Annotated in this window: 35 protein-coding genes; 33 read left to right on the forward strand and 2 right to left on the reverse strand. The window is 40.0% G+C overall.

Going from position 1 to position 22,289, the window contains the following annotated elements:
- The 33 genes from rpsG (at position 1) to recG (ending at position 19,308) form a co-directional block, all read left to right on the forward strand.
- On the forward strand, positions 1–471 hold the full coding sequence (gene rpsG / locus GX437_05090; GenBank protein ID NLJ07024.1) for a 30S ribosomal protein S7: 471 nt from the start codon (positions 1–3) through the stop codon (positions 469–471).
- 14 nt (positions 472–485) lie between these two features.
- Positions 486–2,594 carry an elongation factor G gene (gene fusA / locus GX437_05095; GenBank protein NLJ07025.1) on the forward strand — a complete coding sequence of 703 codons (2,109 nt, stop codon included), beginning with the start codon at positions 486–488 and terminating at the stop codon, positions 2,592–2,594.
- A gap of 9 nt (positions 2,595–2,603) precedes the next feature.
- The gene (gene rpsJ, locus GX437_05100; protein NLJ07026.1) at positions 2,604–2,912 is read left to right on the forward strand and encodes a 30S ribosomal protein S10; all 309 of its coding nucleotides are present in this window, start codon (positions 2,604–2,606) and stop codon (positions 2,910–2,912) included.
- A gap of 2 nt (positions 2,913–2,914) precedes the next feature.
- Complete coding sequence (rplC, locus tag GX437_05105; GenBank protein NLJ07027.1) at positions 2,915–3,547, forward strand: 50S ribosomal protein L3; 633 nt, start codon at positions 2,915–2,917, stop codon at positions 3,545–3,547.
- Positions 3,548–3,553: 6 nt separating this feature from the next.
- Positions 3,554–4,183 (forward strand): 50S ribosomal protein L4, encoded by a 630-nt coding sequence (gene rplD / locus GX437_05110; GenBank protein ID NLJ07028.1) that lies wholly within the window; start codon positions 3,554–3,556, stop codon positions 4,181–4,183.
- A 5-nt stretch (positions 4,184–4,188) separates the two neighbouring features.
- A complete protein-coding gene (gene rplW / locus GX437_05115) occupies positions 4,189–4,479 on the forward strand; it encodes a 50S ribosomal protein L23 (GenBank protein ID NLJ07029.1) in 291 nt (96 codons plus the stop codon).
- Between the two features lie 5 nt (positions 4,480–4,484).
- Entirely contained in the window at positions 4,485–5,306 is an 822-nt protein-coding gene (gene rplB / locus GX437_05120; protein ID NLJ07030.1) for a 50S ribosomal protein L2, read from the forward strand.
- 3 nt (positions 5,307–5,309) lie between these two features.
- Positions 5,310–5,573 (forward strand): 30S ribosomal protein S19, encoded by a 264-nt coding sequence (gene rpsS, locus GX437_05125; GenBank protein ID NLJ07031.1) that lies wholly within the window; start codon positions 5,310–5,312, stop codon positions 5,571–5,573.
- Between the two features lie 3 nt (positions 5,574–5,576).
- Positions 5,577–5,993 (forward strand): 50S ribosomal protein L22, encoded by a 417-nt coding sequence (rplV, locus tag GX437_05130; GenBank protein ID NLJ07032.1) that lies wholly within the window; start codon positions 5,577–5,579, stop codon positions 5,991–5,993.
- A gap of 3 nt (positions 5,994–5,996) precedes the next feature.
- A complete protein-coding gene (rpsC, locus tag GX437_05135; protein ID NLJ07033.1) occupies positions 5,997–6,707 on the forward strand; it encodes a 30S ribosomal protein S3 in 711 nt (236 codons plus the stop codon).
- Positions 6,708–6,729: 22 nt separating this feature from the next.
- The gene (rplP, locus tag GX437_05140; GenBank protein ID NLJ07034.1) at positions 6,730–7,158 is read left to right on the forward strand and encodes a 50S ribosomal protein L16; all 429 of its coding nucleotides are present in this window, start codon (positions 6,730–6,732) and stop codon (positions 7,156–7,158) included.
- A 13-nt stretch (positions 7,159–7,171) separates the two neighbouring features.
- Entirely contained in the window at positions 7,172–7,372 is a 201-nt protein-coding gene (gene rpmC / locus GX437_05145; GenBank protein NLJ07035.1) for a 50S ribosomal protein L29, read from the forward strand.
- Positions 7,373–7,375: 3 nt separating this feature from the next.
- Positions 7,376–7,645, forward strand: a complete 270-nt coding sequence (gene rpsQ / locus GX437_05150) for a 30S ribosomal protein S17 (protein ID NLJ07036.1) — start codon at positions 7,376–7,378, stop codon at positions 7,643–7,645.
- 1 nt (position 7,646) lies between these two features.
- Positions 7,647–8,015, forward strand: a complete 369-nt coding sequence (rplN, locus tag GX437_05155) for a 50S ribosomal protein L14 (protein NLJ07037.1) — start codon at positions 7,647–7,649, stop codon at positions 8,013–8,015.
- 3 nt (positions 8,016–8,018) lie between these two features.
- Positions 8,019–8,360, forward strand: coding sequence for a 50S ribosomal protein L24 (rplX, locus tag GX437_05160; protein ID NLJ07038.1), 342 nt, complete (start codon positions 8,019–8,021; stop codon positions 8,358–8,360).
- The gene (gene rplE, locus GX437_05165) at positions 8,357–8,917 is read left to right on the forward strand and encodes a 50S ribosomal protein L5 (GenBank protein ID NLJ07039.1); all 561 of its coding nucleotides are present in this window, start codon (positions 8,357–8,359) and stop codon (positions 8,915–8,917) included. Before rplX ends, rplE begins: the two co-directional genes overlap by 4 nt.
- Positions 8,918–9,187, forward strand: coding sequence for a 30S ribosomal protein S14 (gene rpsN / locus GX437_05170; GenBank protein NLJ07040.1), 270 nt, complete (start codon positions 8,918–8,920; stop codon positions 9,185–9,187). It begins immediately after the preceding gene.
- A 13-nt stretch (positions 9,188–9,200) separates the two neighbouring features.
- The gene (rpsH, locus tag GX437_05175) at positions 9,201–9,596 is read left to right on the forward strand and encodes a 30S ribosomal protein S8 (protein NLJ07041.1); all 396 of its coding nucleotides are present in this window, start codon (positions 9,201–9,203) and stop codon (positions 9,594–9,596) included.
- A 12-nt stretch (positions 9,597–9,608) separates the two neighbouring features.
- Complete coding sequence (rplF, locus tag GX437_05180) at positions 9,609–10,163, forward strand: 50S ribosomal protein L6 (GenBank protein NLJ07042.1); 555 nt, start codon at positions 9,609–9,611, stop codon at positions 10,161–10,163.
- A gap of 11 nt (positions 10,164–10,174) precedes the next feature.
- Positions 10,175–10,537 (forward strand): 50S ribosomal protein L18, encoded by a 363-nt coding sequence (locus GX437_05185; GenBank protein NLJ07043.1) that lies wholly within the window; start codon positions 10,175–10,177, stop codon positions 10,535–10,537.
- Positions 10,538–10,556: 19 nt separating this feature from the next.
- On the forward strand, positions 10,557–11,072 hold the full coding sequence (gene rpsE, locus GX437_05190; protein ID NLJ07044.1) for a 30S ribosomal protein S5: 516 nt from the start codon (positions 10,557–10,559) through the stop codon (positions 11,070–11,072).
- Between the two features lie 2 nt (positions 11,073–11,074).
- Complete coding sequence (gene rpmD / locus GX437_05195) at positions 11,075–11,254, forward strand: 50S ribosomal protein L30 (protein NLJ07045.1); 180 nt, start codon at positions 11,075–11,077, stop codon at positions 11,252–11,254.
- A 5-nt stretch (positions 11,255–11,259) separates the two neighbouring features.
- Positions 11,260–11,712 (forward strand): 50S ribosomal protein L15, encoded by a 453-nt coding sequence (gene rplO, locus GX437_05200; protein NLJ07046.1) that lies wholly within the window; start codon positions 11,260–11,262, stop codon positions 11,710–11,712.
- On the forward strand, positions 11,713–13,074 hold the full coding sequence (gene secY / locus GX437_05205; protein ID NLJ07047.1) for a preprotein translocase subunit SecY: 1,362 nt from the start codon (positions 11,713–11,715) through the stop codon (positions 13,072–13,074).
- A gap of 6 nt (positions 13,075–13,080) precedes the next feature.
- On the forward strand, positions 13,081–13,302 hold the full coding sequence (gene infA / locus GX437_05210) for a translation initiation factor IF-1 (GenBank protein NLJ07048.1): 222 nt from the start codon (positions 13,081–13,083) through the stop codon (positions 13,300–13,302).
- A 5-nt stretch (positions 13,303–13,307) separates the two neighbouring features.
- Positions 13,308–13,424, forward strand: a complete 117-nt coding sequence (gene rpmJ, locus GX437_05215) for a 50S ribosomal protein L36 (GenBank protein ID NLJ07049.1) — start codon at positions 13,308–13,310, stop codon at positions 13,422–13,424.
- Between the two features lie 3 nt (positions 13,425–13,427).
- Positions 13,428–13,808, forward strand: coding sequence for a 30S ribosomal protein S13 (gene rpsM / locus GX437_05220; protein NLJ07050.1), 381 nt, complete (start codon positions 13,428–13,430; stop codon positions 13,806–13,808).
- 4 nt (positions 13,809–13,812) lie between these two features.
- Complete coding sequence (gene rpsK, locus GX437_05225; GenBank protein NLJ07051.1) at positions 13,813–14,208, forward strand: 30S ribosomal protein S11; 396 nt, start codon at positions 13,813–13,815, stop codon at positions 14,206–14,208.
- A gap of 25 nt (positions 14,209–14,233) precedes the next feature.
- Positions 14,234–14,827 carry a 30S ribosomal protein S4 gene (rpsD, locus tag GX437_05230; GenBank protein ID NLJ07052.1) on the forward strand — a complete coding sequence of 198 codons (594 nt, stop codon included), beginning with the start codon at positions 14,234–14,236 and terminating at the stop codon, positions 14,825–14,827.
- Between the two features lie 14 nt (positions 14,828–14,841).
- On the forward strand, positions 14,842–15,837 hold the full coding sequence (locus GX437_05235; protein ID NLJ07053.1) for a DNA-directed RNA polymerase subunit alpha: 996 nt from the start codon (positions 14,842–14,844) through the stop codon (positions 15,835–15,837).
- Positions 15,838–15,841: 4 nt separating this feature from the next.
- Positions 15,842–16,423, forward strand: coding sequence for a 50S ribosomal protein L17 (rplQ, locus tag GX437_05240; GenBank protein ID NLJ07054.1), 582 nt, complete (start codon positions 15,842–15,844; stop codon positions 16,421–16,423).
- Between the two features lie 169 nt (positions 16,424–16,592).
- Complete coding sequence (locus GX437_05245) at positions 16,593–17,192, forward strand: gliding motility lipoprotein GldD (GenBank protein ID NLJ07055.1); 600 nt, start codon at positions 16,593–16,595, stop codon at positions 17,190–17,192.
- Positions 17,193–17,202: 10 nt separating this feature from the next.
- Positions 17,203–19,308, forward strand: coding sequence for an ATP-dependent DNA helicase RecG (gene recG / locus GX437_05250; protein ID NLJ07056.1), 2,106 nt, complete (start codon positions 17,203–17,205; stop codon positions 19,306–19,308).
- Here the strand turns inward: recG and GX437_05255 are convergent, their stop codons facing one another.
- A complete protein-coding gene (locus GX437_05255; GenBank protein NLJ07057.1) occupies positions 19,309–20,115 on the reverse strand; it encodes a hypothetical protein in 807 nt (268 codons plus the stop codon).
- Between the two features lie 120 nt (positions 20,116–20,235).
- Positions 20,236–22,212 carry a T9SS type A sorting domain-containing protein gene (locus tag GX437_05260; protein NLJ07058.1) on the reverse strand — a complete coding sequence of 659 codons (1,977 nt, stop codon included), beginning with the start codon at positions 22,210–22,212 and terminating at the stop codon, positions 20,236–20,238.
- Positions 22,213–22,289: the final 77 nt, after the last annotated feature.

Genomic DNA, 22,289 nt, shown 5'->3' on the forward strand with positions numbered 1-22,289 from the left:
ATGAGAAAAAGCAGACCAAAAAGGCGTGAAATTAAACCTGATCCAAAATATGGTGATGTTGTTTTACAGAAATTTGTCAATGCGCTGATGTGGGACGGAAAAAAGAGCGTTGCATACAACGTGGTTTATGGAGCTTTGGACATCATCAAAAATAAAAACAAAGAAAAACCGGAACTTGAAGTTTTTAAAACAGCATTATATAATGTCATGCCCGTTGTGGAAGTTAAAAGTAGAAGAATTGGTGGTGCCACTTTTCAGATTCCAACCGAAATCAATGAAAGCAGGCGCATGTCGCTGGGCATGAGATGGCTATACGGCTTCGCCCGTAAAAGAAGCGGACGCTCTATGGCTGAAAAACTTGCTTCCGAAATTCTTTCTGCCTACAACAATGAAGGTTCAGCAGTAAAGAAGAAAGAAGATACACATAAAATGGCTGAGGCCAATAAAGCATTTTCGCATTTTAAAGTTTAATACTCGTGGTTGTAATGGTTAAAACGGATTTGAGCAAACAACGGAATATTGGGATTATGGCTCATATTGATGCCGGAAAAACCACTACGACCGAACGTATTTTATATTACACAGGTATTAATTACAAAATCGGGGAAGTTCATGAGGGTGCTGCTACCATGGACTGGATGGTTCAGGAGCAGGAAAGAGGTATTACTATCACCGCTGCTACTACCCGTGTTTTTTGGAATTTTAATAATACCGAATATACCATTAATATTATAGATACTCCCGGACATGTTGACTTCACCGTTGAAGTTGAGCGTTCGCTGCGTGTGCTCGATGGTGCCATTGCTCTGTTCTGTGCTGTCGGAGGGGTGGAACCTCAATCGGAAACCGTCTGGAAACAGGCAAATAAATATCATGTCCCAAGGATTGCATTTATCAATAAACTCGATCGCCCGGGCGCTGACTATTTTGGCGTAATCGAACAGCTTAAAACCAAACTGGCTGCCAATCCTTTGCCACTGTTTATCCCTTTTGGTGAAGAACTTACATTTACCGGCAATATTGATGTCATCAACCAACGCGTTCTCATCTGGGATGAAAATGACTTTGGGATAACCTATTACCATGCCGATATTCCTGATGATATGGTTGATGAGGTGAAAAACCTTAGGAATCAGCTTATTGAAACCATCAGTGAATACGATGACCACATCCTTGAAAAGTACCTTACTTCTGCAGAAGATATTACGGCAGAAGAACTCGATTCAGCCATCCGTAAGGCAACGATTGAAATGAAAGTTACCCCTGTTTTTTGTGGAGCTTCCTTTAAAAATAAAGGTATTCAGCCATTGCTTGACGGGGTAGTTAAATATTTGCCTGCTCCCAACGACCTGCCTGCTATCGAAGGCGTAAATCCTTATACAGAAAAAGTTGAACATCGGCAGATTGATGCTGATGAGAAGTTCACTGCACTTGTCTTTAAAATTGTTACTGATCCTTATGTCGGAAAATTAGCTTATTTCAGGGTTTACTCCGGCACCATGGAAGCAGGTCAGGAAGTGCTGAACGTGAGAACGGGTAAAAAAGAAAGATTGTCTCGTCTGTTTCAGATGCATGCCAACAAGCAGAATCCCATCAAAGAAATACAGGCAGGTGATATAGCCGCAGGTGTTGGCTTCAAAGATATTAAAACCGGAGACACACTTACCGATGTCAAAGCTCCGCTTTTTCTGGAGTCAATAGATTTTCCTGAACCTGTTATTGGTATTGCTGTTGAGCCTAAAACTCAGGCCGACATGGATAAAATGGCTATCGCATTGAACAAACTGGCTGAAGAAGATCCTACTTTTAATGTCAAAGTCAATAACGAAACAGGGCAAACGGTCATCAGCGGAATGGGAGAGCTTCATCTCGAAATTATTTTAGACCGTCTCAGGAGAGAATTCAATATCAACTGCAATCAGGGTACACCCGAAGTAGCCTACAAAGAAGCATTGACCAAATCAACCCGGCATCGTGAAGTTTACAAAAAACAAACAGGAGGAAAAGGTAAATTTGCTGACATTGAGTTTGAATTGGGGCCTGCTGATCCTGGAGTAAAAGGCGTTCAGTTTATCAATGAAATAACAGGCGGAAATATCCCTAGGGAATTCATACCGGCCATTGAAAAAGGTTTTAAAATGGCCATCAACAATGGTGTTCTGGCCAGCTTTCCGGTTGAAGCAGTGAAAATCAGGCTGATAGATGGTAGCTATCACCCTGTTGACAGCGATTCCCTGTCGTTTGAATCAGCTGCCAGACTTGGTTTTCGTGAAGCCGCCAAAAAGTGTGGAGCAGTGTTGATGGAACCCATCATGAGTGTGGAAGTAGTAACACCCGAAGAATATCTGGGCGATGTGATTGGCGACCTGAACCGCAGACGCGGACAGATAGAAGGAGCTGATATCCGTGGAATTTCTCAGATTGTCAAGGCAAAAGTTCCTCTTTCTGAGCTGTTCGGGTATGTTACCGTTTTAAGGACACTTACTTCAGGACGTGGACTTTCGACAGTTACCTTTTCACACTATCAGATTGTACCAGAAGATATTCAGAAAAAAGTATTAGCAAAAATTAAAGGAGATTTCTTTTTTAACTAAGAAATAAATATGGGAACTCAAAAAATCAGAATCAAATTAAGGTCTTTTGACTATAGCCTGGTGGACAAATCGGCTGAAAAAATAGTCAAAACGGTGAAGATTACCGGAGCCATTGTGAACGGGCCAATACCTTTACCTTCAAAAAGAAAAATATTTACAGTACTTCGTTCACCACACGTCAACAAGACTTCCCGTGAACAGTTTGAACTTTGTTCTCATAAGAGATTAATAGACATTTACAGTACAAGCTCGAAAACAGTGGATGCATTGATGAAGCTCGAATTACCTGCAGGTGTTGATGTAGAAATAAAAGTATAATTATGGTAGGCATTATTGGAAAAAAATTAGGCATGACAAGGATTTTCACCGAAGCTGGTGAAAACATAGCCTGTACCGTTATTCAGGCAGGGCCCTGTGTGGTTACCCAATTGAAAAACATTGATAAGGAAGGTTATAATGCTGTTCAGCTGGCATTTGGCGAAAAGAAGGAAAAGAATACATCAAAAGCTTTAATGGGTCATTTCAAAAAAGCCGGTACCACACCTAAATCAAAATTGGTAGAATTCAGAAATCTGAGAAAATATCCGGGTGTTGAAAAAATCAAACTCGGAGATACCCTCGATATTAGCATTTTTAATGAAAATGAATGGGTTGACGTAACCGGTATTTCCAGAGGAAAAGGATTTCAGGGTGTTGTCAAACGTCATGGGTTCAGCGGGGTAGGAGGAGCCACCCACGGTCAGCACGACAGGCTCAGGGCTCCGGGTTCTGTTGGCGCTTCGTCATTCCCTTCCCGTGTTTTTAAAGGTTTGAGAATGGCTGGCAGAACAGGAAATAAAAAAGTTAAGATTATCAACCTGCAAGTGGCCAGAATCGACAGAGAACACAACCTCATGTATCTGAATGGCCCCGTACCGGGATATAAAGGTTCATACATTATTATTGAGAAATAAAAGACTATGAAAGTAGAAGTTTATACGATAAATGGTGAAAAAACTGACAGGCAGATTGACCTGCCGGATGAAATTTTTGCCGTAAAACCTAACGACCATGCTATTTATCTGGATGTCAAAAGGATTATGGCTTCATTTCGTCAGGGAACACACAAAGCTAAAGAAAGAGCAGAGGTTTCCGGTTCAACAAAAAAACTGAGAAGACAAAAAGGAACCGGAGCTGCCAGGGTGGGTAGTATTAAAAACCCATTGTTCAGAGGAGGCGGAAGAATATTCGGCCCGCGTCCCCGCGATTATGCCATCAAACTCAACAAGAAAGTCAGGGAGCTGGCACGTAAATCTGCTTTAAGCTACAAGGTGATTGAAAACAAAATCAAAGTCGTTGAAGATTTCGATTTTGAACAGCCAAAAACAAAAGAATTTGCAACAATTTTAAAGAATCTTCAGGCCAAAGACAGCAAGAATCTTTTTGTCGTAAATATTGAAAAAGAAAATATTTATTTATCAGGCAGAAATCTGTCAAATACCTATATTTGCCCCCCTGAAAATTTGAATACCTACGTGATTTTAGACAATGATTTGCTTGTTTTGACCGAGAGTTCTGTTGAAATTATTAAAAAAACTTTTTTGAATTAGGAAATATGAGCGTGATAAAAAGACCCGTGATTACCGAAAAGTATTCGTCAATGGGTGAAAAACTCAACAAATATGGGTTTATTGTCGATAAGAAGGCTTCAAAAGAATCAATTAAAAAAGAAGTTGAAAAGCTTTATGGAGTGGAGGTCATGCAGATAAACACCATTATTTACGGAGGAAAACCGAAGACCAGATATACCAAAAAGAATATCATCAAGGGAAGAACAAGAGGATTCAAAAAAGCAATAGTAACGCTAAAAGAAGGACAAGTTATTGATTTCTATAGTAATTTATAAGTAAGATGACTTTAAAAAGATTAAAACCAATAACCTCAGCACAGCGTTTTGCAGTAGTAAACGCTTATGAAGAGTTAACAACCAACCAACCTGAGAAAAGTCTGCTTGTCCCGGTCAGGAAATCTGGCGGAAGAAACAATCAGGGTAGAAGGACGATGCGTTATATCGGTGGAGGACATAAACAAAAATACCGTCTGATTGATTTCAAACGCGATAAATTTAATATTCCGGGCACTATCCAATCGGTGGAATATGATCCAAACAGAACTTCGTTTATTTCGCTGGTCAAATATGCAGACGGAGAAAAACGCTATATCATTGCACCCAATGGCGTAAAAGTAGGTCAGAAGGTTGAAAGCGGAGAAGTAGCTCCTGAAATTGGCAATGCCATGAAGCTGAGCAATATTCCGTTAGGTTCTTTTGTTCATAACATCGAACTGCATCCCGGAAAAGGAGGAGAGCTTGCCCGTAGTGCCGGTACTTATGCCCAGCTGATGGCTAAGGAAGGCAAATATGCCGTTTTAAGAATGCCCTCAGGCGAAGTTCGCAGGGTACTCGTTAATTGTATGGCCACCATAGGAGTAGTTTCCAATCCTGATCACAACCTGGTTAAAAAGGGGAAAGCAGGGAGAAATCGCTGGCTGGGAATTCGCCCGCGCAACCGTGGTGTTGCCATGAACCCGGTTGATCATCCCATGGGTGGTGGTGAAGGTAAAGCTTCCGGAGGTCATCCCCGTTCACGTAAAGGACTCTATGCCAAGGGAAAGAAAACAAGAAGCAAAACAAGATATAGCAATAAAATGATTATTGAAAGGAGGAAAAAGTAGTTTATGGCAAGATCAATTAAAAAAGGCCCTTATGTTTCATTTAAACTGGAAAAGAAAGTCCAGGAACTGAATGAAAAAAACAAAAAGGCCGTTATTAAAACATGGTCAAGAAGGTCGATGATTATCCCCGACTTTGTAGGCCATACCTTTGCTGTACATAATGGAAACAAGTTTATCCCTGTATATGTTACGGAAAATATGGTCGGACATAAACTTGGTGAATTTGCACCTACCCGTAACTTCCGTGGTCACCCTGTTAAAAAATAAAGCATGAAAACAACAGCTCATCTTAAAAACGTTCCATATTCACCTCAGAAAATGAGGTTAGTGGCTGATTTAATCCGTGGAAAAAGTGTAGAAGATGCTTTGAATATTCTTAAATATCAAAGCAGGAAAGCCTATGCAACGGTGCTGGAAAAACTGCTGATTTCAGCTATTCATAACTACAGAAATATTAATGAAGACAGCAGGATTGAAGAAAGCGAACTTTTCATTTCCAAACTGATGATTGACAATGGAAGCATGCTGAAACGTTTACGTCCTGCTCCTCAGGGAAGGGGCTACCGTGTCAGGAAACGCTCTCATCATATCACACTCGAAATTCAGTCTTATAATGAAAATGATTATACGATTGAAGAACAAAATGAAAATATTGACGAAAACATTCAGGAAAATATAGCAGAATAATTTATGGGACAAAAAGTAAATCCGATAGCATTACGACTTGGTTTTATCAGGGGATGGGAATCAAACTGGTATGGCGAAAAAGATTTTGCCGCAAAACTTATGGAAGACCATCAGATCAGACAATATGTCAATGCACGTTTGTCGAAGGGTGGTATTGCCAGAATAGTAATTGAAAGAACATTAAAAAGAATTACTGTAACCATTCATACCTCCCGTCCGGGACTGGTCATCGGAAAGGGTGGCAACGAAGTTGATAAACTCAAGGAAGAATTAAAAAAGCTTACAAATAAAGACGTACAGATCAATATTTACGAAATAAGAAGACCGGAGCTTGAAGCCCAGCTGGTAGCAGAAAATATTGCTTCACAAATCAGGGCAAGGATGAGCTACAGAAGAGCCATGAAAATGGCAGTGGCTTCAACCATGAGAGTCGGAGCGCAGGGAATAAAAATTAAATGTTCGGGAAGATTGGGGGGCGCTGAAATGGCAAGGACTGAAGAATATAAAGAAGGACGTATTCCTCTTCATACTTTCAGATCCGACATTGACTATGCCCATGTCGATTCGCAGACCATCTACGGAACAATAGGTGTAAAAGTATGGATATGCAAAGGAGAGGTTTTCGGAAGAAGAGACCTTTCAATGAACTTTGGCGTTTCGACAGATAAGACGAGAAAAGCTCCCAAAAGATTAGGACAGAGAAAAAGAAAGTAAGTGAACTGAAAAATTAACAGAAATGTTACAGCCAAAAAAATCAAAATTCAGAAAGGTACAGAAAGGCAGGATAAAAGGCGTTGCCATCAAAGGTGCTGAAATAGCATACGGCAGCTTTGGATTAAAAGGACTTGAGCCGGCACGTATCACTTCAAATCAGATTGAAGCAGCCCGTATTGCCATCAACCGTTATCTGAAAAGAGAAGGGAAAATGTGGATACGCCTGTTCCCCGACAAGCCAATTACCAAAAAACCTGCTGAAGTCAGGATGGGAAAAGGAAAAGGAAATCCTGAGTATTGGGTAGCTGTATGCAAGCCTGGGAAAATAATTTTTGAGATAGAAGGCGTTTCTTACCAACTGGCTAAAAGAGCGCTCGAACTGGGTGCACAAAAACTGCCCCTTGCTACTAAAGTAGTAGTCAGAAAAGATTATGTAGAAGAAAACGTATAAAAGAGCCGGAGTTATGAAATACAAGGAAATACAGGATCTGACCAATAAGGAATTAAAAGACCTGATAGAAGAAGAACAGATTCGCTATGTAAAAATGAAGCTGACACATAAAATTTCTCCTCTTGACAATCCGATGAAAATCAGGGAAACAAGAAGAAAAATAGCCAGACTGAAGACAGAATTGAGAATCCGGCAATTAAATGAAAATAAATAAAGCATGGAACAAGCATTAGTTGAAAGGAACAGCAGAAAGGTTGTAACAGGAAAGGTTGTTAGCAACAAAGCCGACAAAACCGTTATCGTTGCAGTTGAAAGACGCGTAATACATCCGAAATATAAAAAGACCATCAGGAAAACATCCCGCTACATGGCACACGATGAAGACAATGAATGCGGAATTGGAGACTTTGTCATGCTGATGGAAACCCGGCCTTTAAGCAAGAGAAAAAGATGGCGTTTGGTAAAAATAGTAGAAAAAGCCAAGTAAAATGATACAGAAAGAAACCAGATTAAATGTCGCTGACAATAGTGGTGCAAAAGAAGTTCTTTGCATCAATGTGTTAGGAGGAACACGCAGAAGATATGCAAGAGTGGGCGATTTAATTACCGTTACTGTTAAATCAGCAATTCCCACCAGCAACATTAAAAAAGGTACGGTATCTTTAGCTGTTGTGGTCAGAACAAGAAAAGAACACAGGAGAAAAGACGGAAGCTACATCAGGTTTGACGACAATGCCTGTGTGTTGCTCAACAATGCTAAAGAGCCGGTTGCTACCAGGATTTTTGGCCCGGTTGCCAGAGAGTTGCGTGACAAACAATTCATGAAAATAGTTTCATTAGCCCCTGAAGTTGTATAAGTTATGAAAAAGGATAGAATAGATTACAAGCCGAAGATTAAAAAAGGTGATACCGTAATGGTCATCTCAGGCAACTACAAAGGTAAAACAGGCAGAGTACTTGAAGTAATTTACAAGGAAGAAAGAGCCATTGTTGAGGGGATCAACATTATTTCCAAACATACAAAACCAAATCAGAAAAATACTGAAGGTGGCATTATCAAAAAGGAAGCCCCGATACATTTATCAAAACTCATGGTGGTCGATCCGAAAACCAATCAACCAACACGGGTTGGCAGAAAGTTGAACGAAAAAAATATTTTGGTCAGGTATTCAAAAAAATCAGGGGAGGTAATTGACAAATGAACTACATACCTAACTATAAAAAGAAGTATTTAGAGGAAGTTATTCCGGTATTAAAGGAAAAGCTGGGCTATAAAAACACTATTCAGGTGCCTAAGCTGGAAAAAATTTCCATTAATCAGGGTGTAAATGGTGCTGTGGCAGATAAAAAACTGGTTGACAAGGCAGTGGAAGAGTTGACTCTGATTGCCGGTCAAAAAGCAGTTCCAACTTATGCCAGAAAATCTATCTCAAACTTCAAACTTCGTCAGGGAATGCCTATAGGTGTTAAAGTTACGCTCAGGGGCGACCGCATGTGGGAATTTCTTGAACGTCTGATTTGCATTGCCTTACCTCGTGTACGCGACTTCAGGGGAATAAACGATGCAGGCTTCGATGGAAGAGGAAATTATACGTTTGGCATTACTGAACAAATCATTTTCCCCGAAATTGACCTCGACAAAGTGTCAAAAATCAACGGACTCGACATCACCTTTGTTACCTCTGCAAAAACAGACAAAGAAGCTTATGTATTACTGTCAGAATTAGGATTACCTTTTAAAAATAAAAATCAGGAATAAATGGCAAAATTATCAATCATAGTCAGGAACCAAAAGAGAAAAAAGCTGGTCGATAAATACGCAGAAAAGCGTAAAGCATTAAAGGAAATAGGAGACTGGAAAGCATTAGACCTGCTGCCCAGAAATTCTTCACCTGTGCGTCTGAGAAACAGATGTCAGATAACAGGAAGGCCGAGAGGAAACATGAACCATTTTGGCGTGTGCCGTAATGTTTTCAGAGAAATGGCTCATAAAGGTATTATTCCAGGTATTAGAAAAGCAAGTTGGTAAAAACAGATATATTATGGATAGCATTGGAGATTTTTTGACCATCATCAGAAATGCCTCAAAGGCCAGAAAAAGAATTATTGAGGTTGAGGGTTCTTTTGTGAAAAATGAAATAACAAGAATTTTATTTGAACAAGGCTATATTTTGAATTACAAAATTGAAAATACATCACCATCAAGAACAAAAATAAAAATAGCCCTGAAGTATGACCCGATTACTGGTATATCTGCAATTAAAAAAATCGGAAGAATTTCGACACCCGGTCTGAGACAATATCGTGGAAAAGATGAACTTCCCCGGATTATTAATGGGTTGGGTATTGCCATTGTTTCAACTTCCAAAGGAATAATGACCGACAAGGAAGCACGAAAAAACAATGTTGGTGGAGAACTTATTTGTTATGTTTATTAAAATGTTGAGCAAATGTCAAGAATAGGTAAAAAACCGGTTACCATACCTGCAGGCGTTCAGGTGAATATCTCAAAAGGGAATTTTATTACCGTAAAAGGCCCGAAAGGAGAACTTTCGCGACAATTCAGCCCTGAAATGATTTTTAAAATAGAAGGTAATATTTTAACTGTCGAAAGGCCAAGCGAACAAAAACGTCACCGTTCACTTCACGGATTGTCAAGGACGCTGATTGCCAATATGATTCATGGAGTATCAGAAGGATTCACTTATCAGCAGGAAGTCGTAGGTGTAGGATATAAAGTTAATTCAAACGGACAAAATCTTGAAATGTCCCTGGGCTTTTCACATGACGTTGTTTTTATTTTACCCGATGAAGTAAAAGTAACAACTGAAACCCTTAAAGGTAAAAACCCGGTCATTACGCTTCAGAGCCACGATAAAGAGCTGCTCGGACTGGTTGCATCAAAAATCAGAGCTTTACGTAAACCTGAACCATATAAAGGTAAAGGTATTAAATTCGTTAATGAAACTATTAGAAGGAAAGCTGGTAAAACAGCCGCTGGATAAAAAATACAGATATGGATAGCATAAAGAAGAAAAGACAGAGAAGATTAAGAATCAAAATGGGGATCAGGAAGAAGATAAAAGGCACTCCTGATATTCCGAGGTTAAGTGTTTTCAGAAGCAACTCACACATTTACGGACAAATCATTGACGATATTCATGGAATAACACTGACTTCAGTAGGTTCCTTAAAACCTGATTTTGATGTCAAAGGAAAAACCAAATCAGAAATAGCCAGACTTGCCGGAAAAAGACTTGCTGAAAAAGCTGTTGAAAAGAACATCAGTAAAGTAGTATTCGACAGGAATGGTTTTCTATATCATGGACGTGTGAAAGCATTTGCGGAAGGTGCAAGGGAAGGCGGATTGCAATTTTAACTAAAAAAGTGCTGAAAAAATGGATCATAACATAAAAAGAATTAAAACGAGCGAAATAGAACTCTCAGAAAGAGTAGTTGCCATCAACAGGGTTACCAAGGTTACCAAAGGTGGACGTACCTTTAGCTTTGCAGCTATTGTCGTGGTTGGAAATAATGACGGTGTCATCGGATTTGGATTGGGAAAAGCAAGAGAGGTTACAGAAGCCATTGCCAAGGGTGTCAATGATGCCAAAAAAAATCTGCTTCAGGTACCGGTAGTCAAAGGAACCATTCCTCATGCCCAGACCGCAAAGTTTGGAGGAGCAAAGGTGTATTTGCAGCCGGCAGGACCTGGTACAGGAGTAGTGGCTGGGGGTGCTATGCGTGCTGTACTCGAAAGTGCCGGAATTACTGATATTCTTGCCAAATCAAAAGGATCTTCCAATCCTCATAATGTAGTTAAAGCTACCGTACGCGCACTGACTGAAATGAGAGATGCCTATACCGTTGCAAAAGTAAGAAATATTGAATTAGATAAAGTTTTTAACGGCTGAATATGAGAGAACTTGAAATAACACTGGTGAAAAGCCTTATCGACAGGCCTGTCAAACAACGTAAAACAGTCGAAGCACTGGGCTTGTCGAGAGTAAACAGTAAGGTCTGTCATACTGAAACCCCGCAGATTCTGGGAATGATAGAGAAAGTTAAACATTTGGTGAAAGTAGAATATAAGTAAAAAATATGGATTTAAGCAATCTAAAACCAGCAGAAGGATCGGTTCATAAAGCAGGAAAAAGGCTTGGACGCGGAGAAGGTTCAAAAAAAGGTGGTACCAGCGGCAGAGGTAGCAAAGGTGCCAAATCAAGATCGGGTTATTCCCGGAAAATAGGACATGAAGGAGGACAGATGCCTCTCCAAAGAAGGGTACCCAAATTCGGATTTAAAAATCCAACAAGAGTGGAATATATTCCTGTTAACCTCAGCAAGCTTCAGGAGTTACACGATAAGTATCAGATTGAAAAATTCGATCTGGAAACCTATCAGAAGTATGGACTGGTATCAAAAAACAAACTGGTGAAAATACTTGGAAAAGGTGAACTGACGACAAAACTGGAAATCGAAGCACATGCTTTTTCTCAAAGTGCATTGAACAATATTGAAAAAAATGGTGGCATAGCAACAAAAATCAAATAAATGCGGAAGCTGATACAAACCATACAAAACATCTGGAAAATTGAAGACCTGAGAGTCAGGGTGTTATTTACCCTTGGCTTTGTAGCCATTTACAGATTAGGTTCTTACGTGGTTTTACCAGGAATTGATCCCAACGCCTTGACTGCTTATCAGAAACAGGCCAGCGAAGGTATTCTCGGACTGATCAACTTATTTGCAGGGGGTGCTTTTTCCAGAGCTTCCATTTTTGCGCTTGGCATTATGCCTTATATTTCAGCTTCTATCGTTATTCAGTTACTTACAATTGCTGTCCCTTACTTCCAGCGTCTTCAGAAAGAAGGTGAATCCGGCAGAAAAAAGATGAATCAGATTACAAGGGTTCTGACCATTGCCGTGACTGCTTCTCAATCGGTTGCTTTTCTGGTAAACCTTCGAAATCAGGCAAGCGGGGCAATTGTTTCCGTTACTCATCCTGAGGTGATGTCTCCGGCATTTTTCATGATGACCAATATCATCTTACTTACCTGCGGAACCTTGTTCGTCATGTGGCTGGGTGAAAAAATTACCGACCGCGGCATCGGAAATGGTATTTCTCTCATCATTATGATTGGTATCGTAGCACGTCTTCCGTTGGCTCTCTTTGCCGAATTCGACATGCGGCTGAGCGAAACCGGTGGCGGGCTGGTCGTGTTTTTCATTGAAATTGTTGCCCTTCTCTTTGTCATCCTGGGAACAATACTGTTGGTTCAGGGGACTCGAAGAATACCTGTTCAATATGCTAAAAGAATCGTTGGTAACAAACAATATGGAGGTGTCCGCCAGTATTTGCCACTAAAGGTTAATGCTGCCGGTGTGATGCCTATCATCTTTGCTCAGGCAATTATGTTTATACCTGCCACCATTGCCCAGTTTTTCCCCAACAGCAGTGCATGGAGAGGTCTGGTCGGGGCACTGAATGATTATACCTCTTTTGGCTATAATTTTATTTACGCTCTGATGATAATATTATTTACCTACTTTTACACAGCAGTTACCATCAACCCGACCCAGATAGCAGACGATCTGAAACGTAACGGTGGTTTCATCCCGGGCATTAAACCCGGCAAAAAAACAGCCTCCTACATCGACTCCATTATGAGCCGTATTACTTTTCCGGGGTCAATTTTCCTTGCCTTTGTAGCCATTATGCCTTCTTTTGCAAAAATGTTTAATGTCAATACACAGTTTGCTCAGTTTTTTGGCGGAACATCCCTGCTGATTATGGTGGGGGTTATTCTGGATACTCTGCAACAAATTGAAAGTCATTTGCTGATGAGACATTACGATGGTTTAATGAAATCAGGAAGAATAAAAGGAAGAACAGGAACAACAGGAACATATTGATAAACTATGGGAAAACAAGACGCAATAATAGTCCAGGATGGAATAGTAACTGAAGCATTGCCAAATGCCATGTTCAGGGTCCGTCTGCAAAACGGACATGTGATTCTTGCCCATATTTCAGGTAAAATGCGTATGAACTATATCCGCATTTTGCCCGATGATAAGGTTAAGGTCGAAATGTCGCCTTACGACCTCTCAAAAGGAAGAATAATTTTCAGATATAAGTAAAGATTATGAAAGTAAGAGTATCTATTAAAAAAAGAAGCCCGGAGGACAAAATTGTCAGAAGAAAGGGGAAATTATTTGTGATTAACAAAAAAAATCCAAGAAATAAACAAAGACAAGGATAAACTATGGCACGTATTCGAGGAATTGAATTACCCAATAAGCGTGGCGATATTAGCCTGACTTATATTTATGGAATAGGAAAATCATCAGCCCGTAAAATACTTGAAAAGGCAGGCGTTGATTTTTCCTTAAAGGTAGATAAGTGGACAGACGAACAGTTGGTAGCTATCCGTAATATTATTAACGAAGAGTACAAAACTGAAGGTGAATTAAGGTCGGAAGTTCAGATGAACATAAAGAGGCTGATAGATATCGGATGTTATCGTGGAATACGTCACCGTAAAGGATTGCCTGTCAGAGGACAACGGACGCATACCAATGCACGCACTCGTAAGGGAAAGAAAAAAGGAGCAATTGCAAATAAAAAACAAGTCGGTAAAAAATAATTAAATGGCAAAGAAACAAAGAGTCAGAACGGTTAAGAAAAGAAAGGTCGTTGTTGACCCAATAGGAATTATTTTCGTCAAAGCAACATTCAACAATATCATTGTAACCATTACCAACAGTAGTGGACAGGTGATATCATGGTCATCAGCCGGAAAAATGGGATTCAGAGGCTCAAAGAAAAACACACCTTATGCCGCACAGAAAGCAGCAGAAGACTGTGCCAAGGTAGCTTTTGAGCTGGGTGTCAGACGTGCCGATGCTTATGTGAAAGGACCGGGTGCAGGACGTGATGCAGCTATCAGAACCATCAATAATACAGGGATTGAAATAACCTCTATTCACGACACTACGCCCATCCCCCATAACGGATGCCGCCCCCCGAAAAGAAGAAGAGTTTAATTGTTGAATAAAATTAAGAAAGAAAATGGCAAGATACATAGGTGCAAAATCAAAAATAGCCAGAAGATTTAAAGATCCTATTTTTGGCCCGGATAAAACTTTAAGCAAAAAATCATCACCGGCTGCCAGAAGAAAGGGTAAAATGACTGAATATGCCATTCAGTTACAGGAAAAACAAAAAGCAAAATATACTTATGGTTTGCTCGAACGTCAGTTCAGGAACCTCTTTGAAAAAGCCGCCAGAAAACAAGGTAAAACCGGTGATAACCTGCTTAAATTTCTTGAGGCACGTCTCGATAATTCCGTTTACCGCCTTGGTCTGACACGCACAAGGGCAGCCGCACGCCAACTTGTGATTCACAAACATGTCATGGTCAATCAGCGGGTAGTAAACATTCCTTCTTTCCAGCTAAAACCGGGGGACATCATTTCGTTAAGGGAAAAATCAAAATCTCTTGAACTGGTTCAGAATGCCCTGAGCTCGAAAAGAAATCATTATCCGTGGATTGAATGGGATAATGAAACCAAAACAGGAAAATTTGTCAATTATCCGGAAAGAGAAGAAATCCCTGAAAACATCAGGGAAAACCTCATTGTTGAATTCTATTCCAAGCAATAAAAATAATAATAATTATGGGAGTTATTCCTTTTCAAAAACCAGAACGTGTAATTATGCAAAAATCCTCTGATTCAAAGGGGGTTTTTGAATTCTATCCTCTCGAAAAAGGATATGGTGTTACTATTGGCAATGCTATCAGACGTGTTCTTCTTTCTTCTTTAGAGGGCTTTGCTATTACTAACATTAAAATTGATGGCATTGAGCAGGAGTTTTCAACTATCGAAGGTGTCAGGGAAGATGTCGTGAATATTGTTTTAAACCTGAAACAGGTCAGATTTAAACAAATAGCTGAAGAAAACGAAGAAAAAGTGTTCGTTTCTATTTCAGGTAAAGATGAATTTCTTGCTGCTGAAATCGGAAAAGCTTCAAACTGTTTTGAAGTATTAAATCCCGAATTGGTTATCTGCAGCATGGAACCATCCGTACATCTTGATATGGAAATCATTATCAAAAGAGGCAGAGGTTATAAAACCATTGAAGACAACAAAATTCCGGATGCCCCGATCGGAATGATTACCCTTGATTCGGTGTTTTCACCTATTAAGCATGTCAAATATAGTGTTGAAAATTTCAGGGTAGGGCAGGATACTGATTTTGAAAAACTTATTCTCGAAATCACCAGTGATGGGTCCATTCATCCTGAAGATGCCTTAAAAGAAGCAGCCAAAGTTTTGATGCAGCATTTTGTTCTTTTCTCTGATGAAAAACTGACTCTTGACGAAGAACTGAAGAAGGAAGAGAAAAAAGTGGATGAAAAATTCCTGCAGATGCGCAAACTGCTGAAAACCTCCCTTACCGACCTCGATTTATCGGTCAGAGCCTACAACTGTCTGGCTTCTGCCGGAATTCAGACTTTGGGAGAACTCGTACAGTATGACGTTGCTGACTTGTTAAAATTCAGAAATTTTGGTAAAAAATCATTGATAGAAATAGAAGAACTGGTGAAAGAAAAAGGACTGACCTTTGGAATGGATATTTCACCATATAAAATAGAAACAGAACAGGAGTAAGACGATGAGACACGGGAAAAAAATCAATCATTTAAGCAGAAAATCAGCTCACCGTAAAGCCTTAATGGCGAATTTGGCTTCATCATTAATTTTACACAAAAGAATTACAACAACAGTAGCCAAAGCCAAAGCATTGCGTAAATATGTTGAGCCGCTGATTACCAAGGCAAAAAACGATACCACTCATTCAAGACGTATTGTTTTTAGCTATCTGAAACATAAAGATCCTGTCAAGGAATTGTTTGATCAGGTGGCTGTGAAAGTTGCCGAAAGGCCGGGTGGATATACCAGAATTATCAAAACTGGTTATCGTCTGGGCGATAATGCCGAAACCTGTATTATCGAGCTGGTGGATTACAATGAATTGTATGTGAAAGAAGACAAGAAAAAAGCCACCCGCAGAAGAACCCGCAGAGGACCTGCTAAAACTGCTGCAACTGAGACAACCCCTGTTGAAAAAGCACCGGTTGAAACCAAATCCGAAGAGCTACCTCAGGAGCCTCAGGTTGAACCAGTAGCCGGAGAATCTTCTGAAGAACCCGCTGCTGAAAGTGAAACAACCGGACAGGAAGAAACAAAAGAATAATTTAATTAAGGAGAGGAGTAGTTTTTTCATACATGTTTTTTTAGTGCCTTTGAGCCTCCCCGGCCAAAGGCACTTTTTTTAGCTTAATGTTATTCTCTTATTTCTTTTTCACATCCTCTGAAATGATTTTCAGCTGACTGTTTCCTGTCAGCATTTATCTTTGCTGCTTATGAAGAGATACCTTGTAAAGCTTAATAATCCGTTTATTTTAGGCTTGATGATTTTTGTTCTGGCGGCTTGCCACGAAAACTATGTCCCTAAGCCAAGGGTTTATCAACGTATTTACTACCCCAGACATGACTATCAGCTTGCCAGTACTGATTGCGGATTTTCGTCTGAAATACCGGTTTATTCGGTTTTAAACCACGACAGCAGTCACAATGCTGAACCATGCTGGTTCAATCTGGTGTTTCTTCCTTTCAAAGCTAAATTACATTTGAGCTATAAGCCTGTCAATCAGTATAATACACTTGATGCGCTGAAAGAAGATGCCCGAAACCTGGTGTACAAGCATACCGTTAAAGCAGATGAAATAGAAGAAAAACTTTTTTTTACACCCCAGGGAAATTCCGGGATATTTTATGAATTGAGTGGAAGTACGGCTACGGCAATTTCATTTTATCTTACCGACAGCACTACGAACTTTATCAGAGGAGCACTTTATTTCTCATCAAGAATCAACAGAGATTCACTCGATCCGGTGATAAATTTCCTGAAAGCAGATATTCAGCATTTTATCGAGACCTTGAAATGGCAAAATCATAAATAGTCTTTCCTGAATGGAAAATATTTTAGACACACCCATTGAATACCTGAAAGGTGTGGGACCTGTCAGGGCTGCTGTGTTAAATAAATATGCCGGAATATCTAATTTCAATGATCTGTTAAATTATTTCCCTTTTCGCTATCTCGACAAAAGCAATGTTTACAAAATAAAGGATATTGTCTCTGATTCCGTTAATATTCAGCTTCTTGGTGTGATTACGAATATTTATGAGGCTGGTGAAGGGCCTTCAAAACGTTTAATAGCTGAATTACAGGATGATACCGGAACTATTGAACTTGTTTGGTTTAAAGGTTTGAAATGGCTAAAAAGCTCGCTGAAAACAGGATATGAATATTTTGTTTTTGGAAAACCTGTTATCTTCAGAGGCAAATTCAACATACCTCATCCCGAAATGGAACTGAGTACTTCAAGGGAAGAAAAACAAATAAAACTGAAATTTCAGCCTGTTTACAGCACCACCGAAGGGCTTACCCGTAAGGGACTCGACAGCAAAGGCATCATGAAACTTCAGTATGAACTGTTGACAAGGGTTTTACCTGAAATTCACGAGATATTACCTCTCAGCATGCTGAAGATACTTCAGTTCCCTGAAAGGGCAGAAGCTTATCGTCAGATTCACTTTCCGACTGATATCGGAATACTCGAAAAAGCAAGGGAGCGTTTCAAATTTGAAGAATTCTTTTTTCAGCAGTTTGAACTGTTAAGTTACCGCAGAAACAGAGAGCTTAAGGTAAAGGGCTATGTTTTTTCTGAGGTGGGGAACTTGTTTAAAACATTTTTCCATGAGGTGCTTCCTTTTCAACTGACTGAGGCCCAGAAAAGGGTGATACGCGAAATCAGAAATGACATGAAAAGCGGTAAGCAAATGAACCGCCTGCTTCAGGGGGATGTTGGCAGTGGAAAAACAATTGTGGCATTGCTCTGTATGTTAATTGCTGCTGATAATGGATTTCAATCGGCTTTGATGGCCCCGACTGAAATTCTTGCTCAACAGCATTTTAAAACCGTTTCAAAATTATTGTCAGGTTTGCCGGTTCAGGTGGCATTAATTACCGGCTCAACCTCCCGAAAAGAAAAAACTATGATCATCAAAGGAGTGGAGGCCGGAGAAATCACTATTCTGATAGGCACCCATGCCTTGATTGAAGATGATGTCAGGTTTAGAAATCTCGGCTTTGCTGTGATTGATGAACAACATAAATTCGGAGTGGCACAGCGGGCAAAAATGTGGCTCAAAAGTGAAATTCCGCCTCATGTTTTAATCATGACTGCAACGCCAATTCCCCGGACACTGGCCATGACATTTTACGGGGATCTGGATACATCGGTGATTGATGAACTGCCTCCGGGACGAAAAAACATTATAACCCGTCATGTCTATGACAATTCCCGGGAACAGGTTTACGATTTTATCAGAAAAAAAATTCTGGAAGGGAGGCAGGTTTACATTGTTTTTCCACTGATTGAAGAATCAGAAAAGCTGGATTTGAAAAATCTGATGGATGGATACGAACAATTAAAAAGCTATTTTCCCGAACCACACTACAGACTTGGTATTGTTCATGGCAGGATGAAAACGGAAGTCAAAGACAGGGAAATGGAAAAATTTGTGAATGGCACTACCCATATCCTTGTTTCCACAACTGTTATTGAGGTTGGGGTAGATGTCCCGAATGCCACAGTAATGGTCATTGAAAGTGCAGAAAAGTTTGGACTGAGCCAGCTTCACCAGTTAAGGGGCAGGGTGGGTCGCGGAGGCGAACAATCCTTCTGTATCCTGATGTCATCTGTTAAACTCACCCATGAAGCCCGTAAAAGGCTTGAAACCATGACAGCTACGACAGATGGTTTTAAGATTGCAGAAGTTGACCTTGAACTTCGTGGGCCGGGCGAATTGACCGGAACACAGCAAAGTGGTGTTTTAAACTTCAGAATTGCCAGTCTGGCAACCGATCAGGCTATTTTGCAGACGGCCAGAAAACTCGCAAAACATCTGATTGATGCAGATCCACTTCTGACCTTGCCTGAACACATTCCCCTGAAAAAATACCTCTCCCTTTTGTGGAAAAACAAATTCTACTGGGGGAAAATTTCCTGATTACTGATGATTGCTGATAAGTTCCCTGAGTTTTGCGGCAGCTTGTTCAGCCCCGTTCTTATCTGTAAATGTCAATGAAGTAAGTCCGTTCATTTCACTGAAAGAAGTGCATTTGACATCAAAACATTTTTCTTCATTTTTACTCTTGAACTGTAAGGAAAAACTTCCTCCTGAAAGTTCTTTTACTGCTACTTCTCCGATTTTCCGGAAAGGCAGTTTGACCACACATGATTCACTGGTAAAAACCAGCATGTCAGTTTTGTTTTCAACGGTGAAAACACGATGATACTTATCGTATTTTGCACACAAATCGTTGATTTCTTTCAGCAGTTTATCTGAACCTTTTGAACCTTTTGAGGCTGTGCTGCCCTTGCCACCTGATGTTATTTTCAATAGCTTGTTCAGGTTTGCACTCACTTTCTGGGCATATTTTTTATCGCTCATGGTAATAGCGGTTACGCTATCCATTTCATCAAAGCTTGTGCACTGAACGTCAATGACTTCCTCATGTCCTTTCGTTGAAAAAACTACCTGATAGTTTTCTTCGCTGGGTCTGGTATAGATGCTGGCTATTTTATCTGCAGGTATTTCAACTGTGCAATACTCACTTACCATGGTAAGTATTTGTGTCGATTCATTGTAGGAAAATACACGCTTGTAAAGGTCGTATTTTTCGCACCATTCATTGATATCATCAAGGAGGTCTTTGACTTTTTTGCTTTGGGCATTAACATTTAGCATTGGTATTAAAATCATCAAGCTAATGATTAACAATACATTGATTCTGAGTTTTTTGTAATTGTTCATTTTCGTAATTTTAAAAGTTTAGAAAATTATATACCTGTTGTCAGGCATTGGTAAATAAAAAAATCAGCAGATTTCATTGCTGAAACCTGCTGATTTTTAAAAGTTATGAAAATTACCAAGTTATTGAATAAAAATGGTAGATGTCAATGTTTCCTTATTAGATACGGATAGTTTAACCAGATAAATACCCTGGGGCAAATTTTCAGTTGTCAGACGGATAATAGATTGTTCTGAAGTGAGGTTGATAATTTGTTTGCCTGTAATGTCAGTCAGAATGCACGAAGTGGTTGTTCCGCCAAAAGGATTGACGATATTAATTACTCCATTCGATGGGTTTGGATAAATAAGTAGTTGTGACTTTCTTTGTTCGTTGATTGCGTTTGGCTGGTGAAGAATGAAATCGCTGATGAATCTTGGATTGATCTGATAACCATCGAGATAAGGAGGAGTTGAGGTGCTGTTGTACTGACCTCCAAAACCTATCAGGTTAAAGGAAGTATCAACAAAATTGCTGTCGAATGCTTCGCAAAGGTCATCAATGCGGATGACAAATGTATCGGTGCCGTTGGTAGCTCTGATATTATAGCCGGAGCTGGCTTTTGAAGTTGTATCTACTATAGTCAGATTCATAATCTTAACGAGAATATTTTCAGTTGATTCATCCAGTTTGGTAACGACTACCGGAGTTGGCTGTGCCTCATTTGTAGAAAGTAAAACGATGGAATCGGGCATAATTTCCAATAACCCTCTGTATTGGGCTATTTTCCCGATAACTCTGATTTTATCACCCGGTTTTGCCTGATAAGTAAGACCAGCGCTTGCATATTGGAAAACATTAATTCCTCCTGTTGCATCGGCCATCCAGAATTGCTGGTTGGTGGCATGGAAATTCTGGGAAAAAACAACTCCTTCCAGTTTGCAATAAACATTCAATGAATCAGCTACTCCCTGATTATCAACTTTATTGATTTGGGAGATGGTGTACATTGGAATGGGTTTGGGGAACAATTCATTGACTGCTCCCGGGGTAGGTTTGGTAAAGGTGAAATTCCCTGTTCCGTTTGGATAGCGGCCAAAAGTAGTATCATCTTTTTGTTTATTAAAAACAATTATATCTGAAACAACCACATTTGGATTGGTCAACAGCAACATGCCTCCGTCTTCTTCAACTTCAAAATTGGCTTTAAGCGGATAATTGTTGCCGGAATTGTTGCCATAAACAATCAGATAGCCATTGGAAACAATACTGGTATCGGGAAACTGCCACATGGTTTTATTGGTGGAGTCATTGCTTAAATACCAGTCTTTGAGAGATACATTATTGGCGTTTGGATTGTAGATTTCAATCCAGTCGTCAGAATTTGACCCGTTAGCCAGAAATTCATTAATAACCAGCTTGTCATAACTTTGAGGAGGGGTAAAGGTGTGTTTTCCGATGTCAGTCCATGTATTTTGAGGATAAACAATCCACTCCGAACTTGCAGCATCGGTGCCTGCAGCAGCATCCCAGTCTTTATTCGGGCCTAAAACCTTTGGTTTTCTGACCATTGTATGGTCTGCAGTGGCATTGGCTACGCCTGCTACTGCCCAACCTGTTCCGGGATTGACCAGGTCATACCTGCCGATGTAATCGATGACCTCAACATATAACGTATCAGTGCCCGAAATGACTGTATCGGTCTCGGTTGTTCCTTTCTGAACCAGTTTGCCTAAACCTCTCGCATCATTCCCATTAAATGATACCACCAGGGTAGTCGAACTGTAAGAGATTTTTTCATCTGCATAAGGGAGAATGGATGTAGCATCTGCCTGTGAATTGGCTATTACCCAAACATCATTATTGTGGAGATATTTACCTGCCGGAAATTTATGCGTGCTTGCCCCGTTCCATGCAGATCCATTGGAGGAAATTAAGATGACATAATCCGACAACAATACAGAATCTCCGGTTCCATTGAAAATTTCAATGTACTTGTGATTACTTGAGCCTTCTGCATATTCTGAAAAGAATAATTCAAGCGCTCCCTGACCCATCAGGTTTGAACCCAAAATCATTGACACTGCGGTCAATGCTAAAAAGCGTATTTTTTTCCTCATAGCTTGTTATTTTTATTGTTATTACTGAAAAAGATTTATGCAAAATTACTCTTGACCATTAAATCTGCAATATTTTG

It is taken from the genome of Sphingobacteriales bacterium (assembly GCA_012517435.1).
In the GTDB taxonomy this organism is placed as follows: domain Bacteria; phylum Bacteroidota; class Bacteroidia; order CAILMK01; family JAAYUY01; genus JAAYUY01.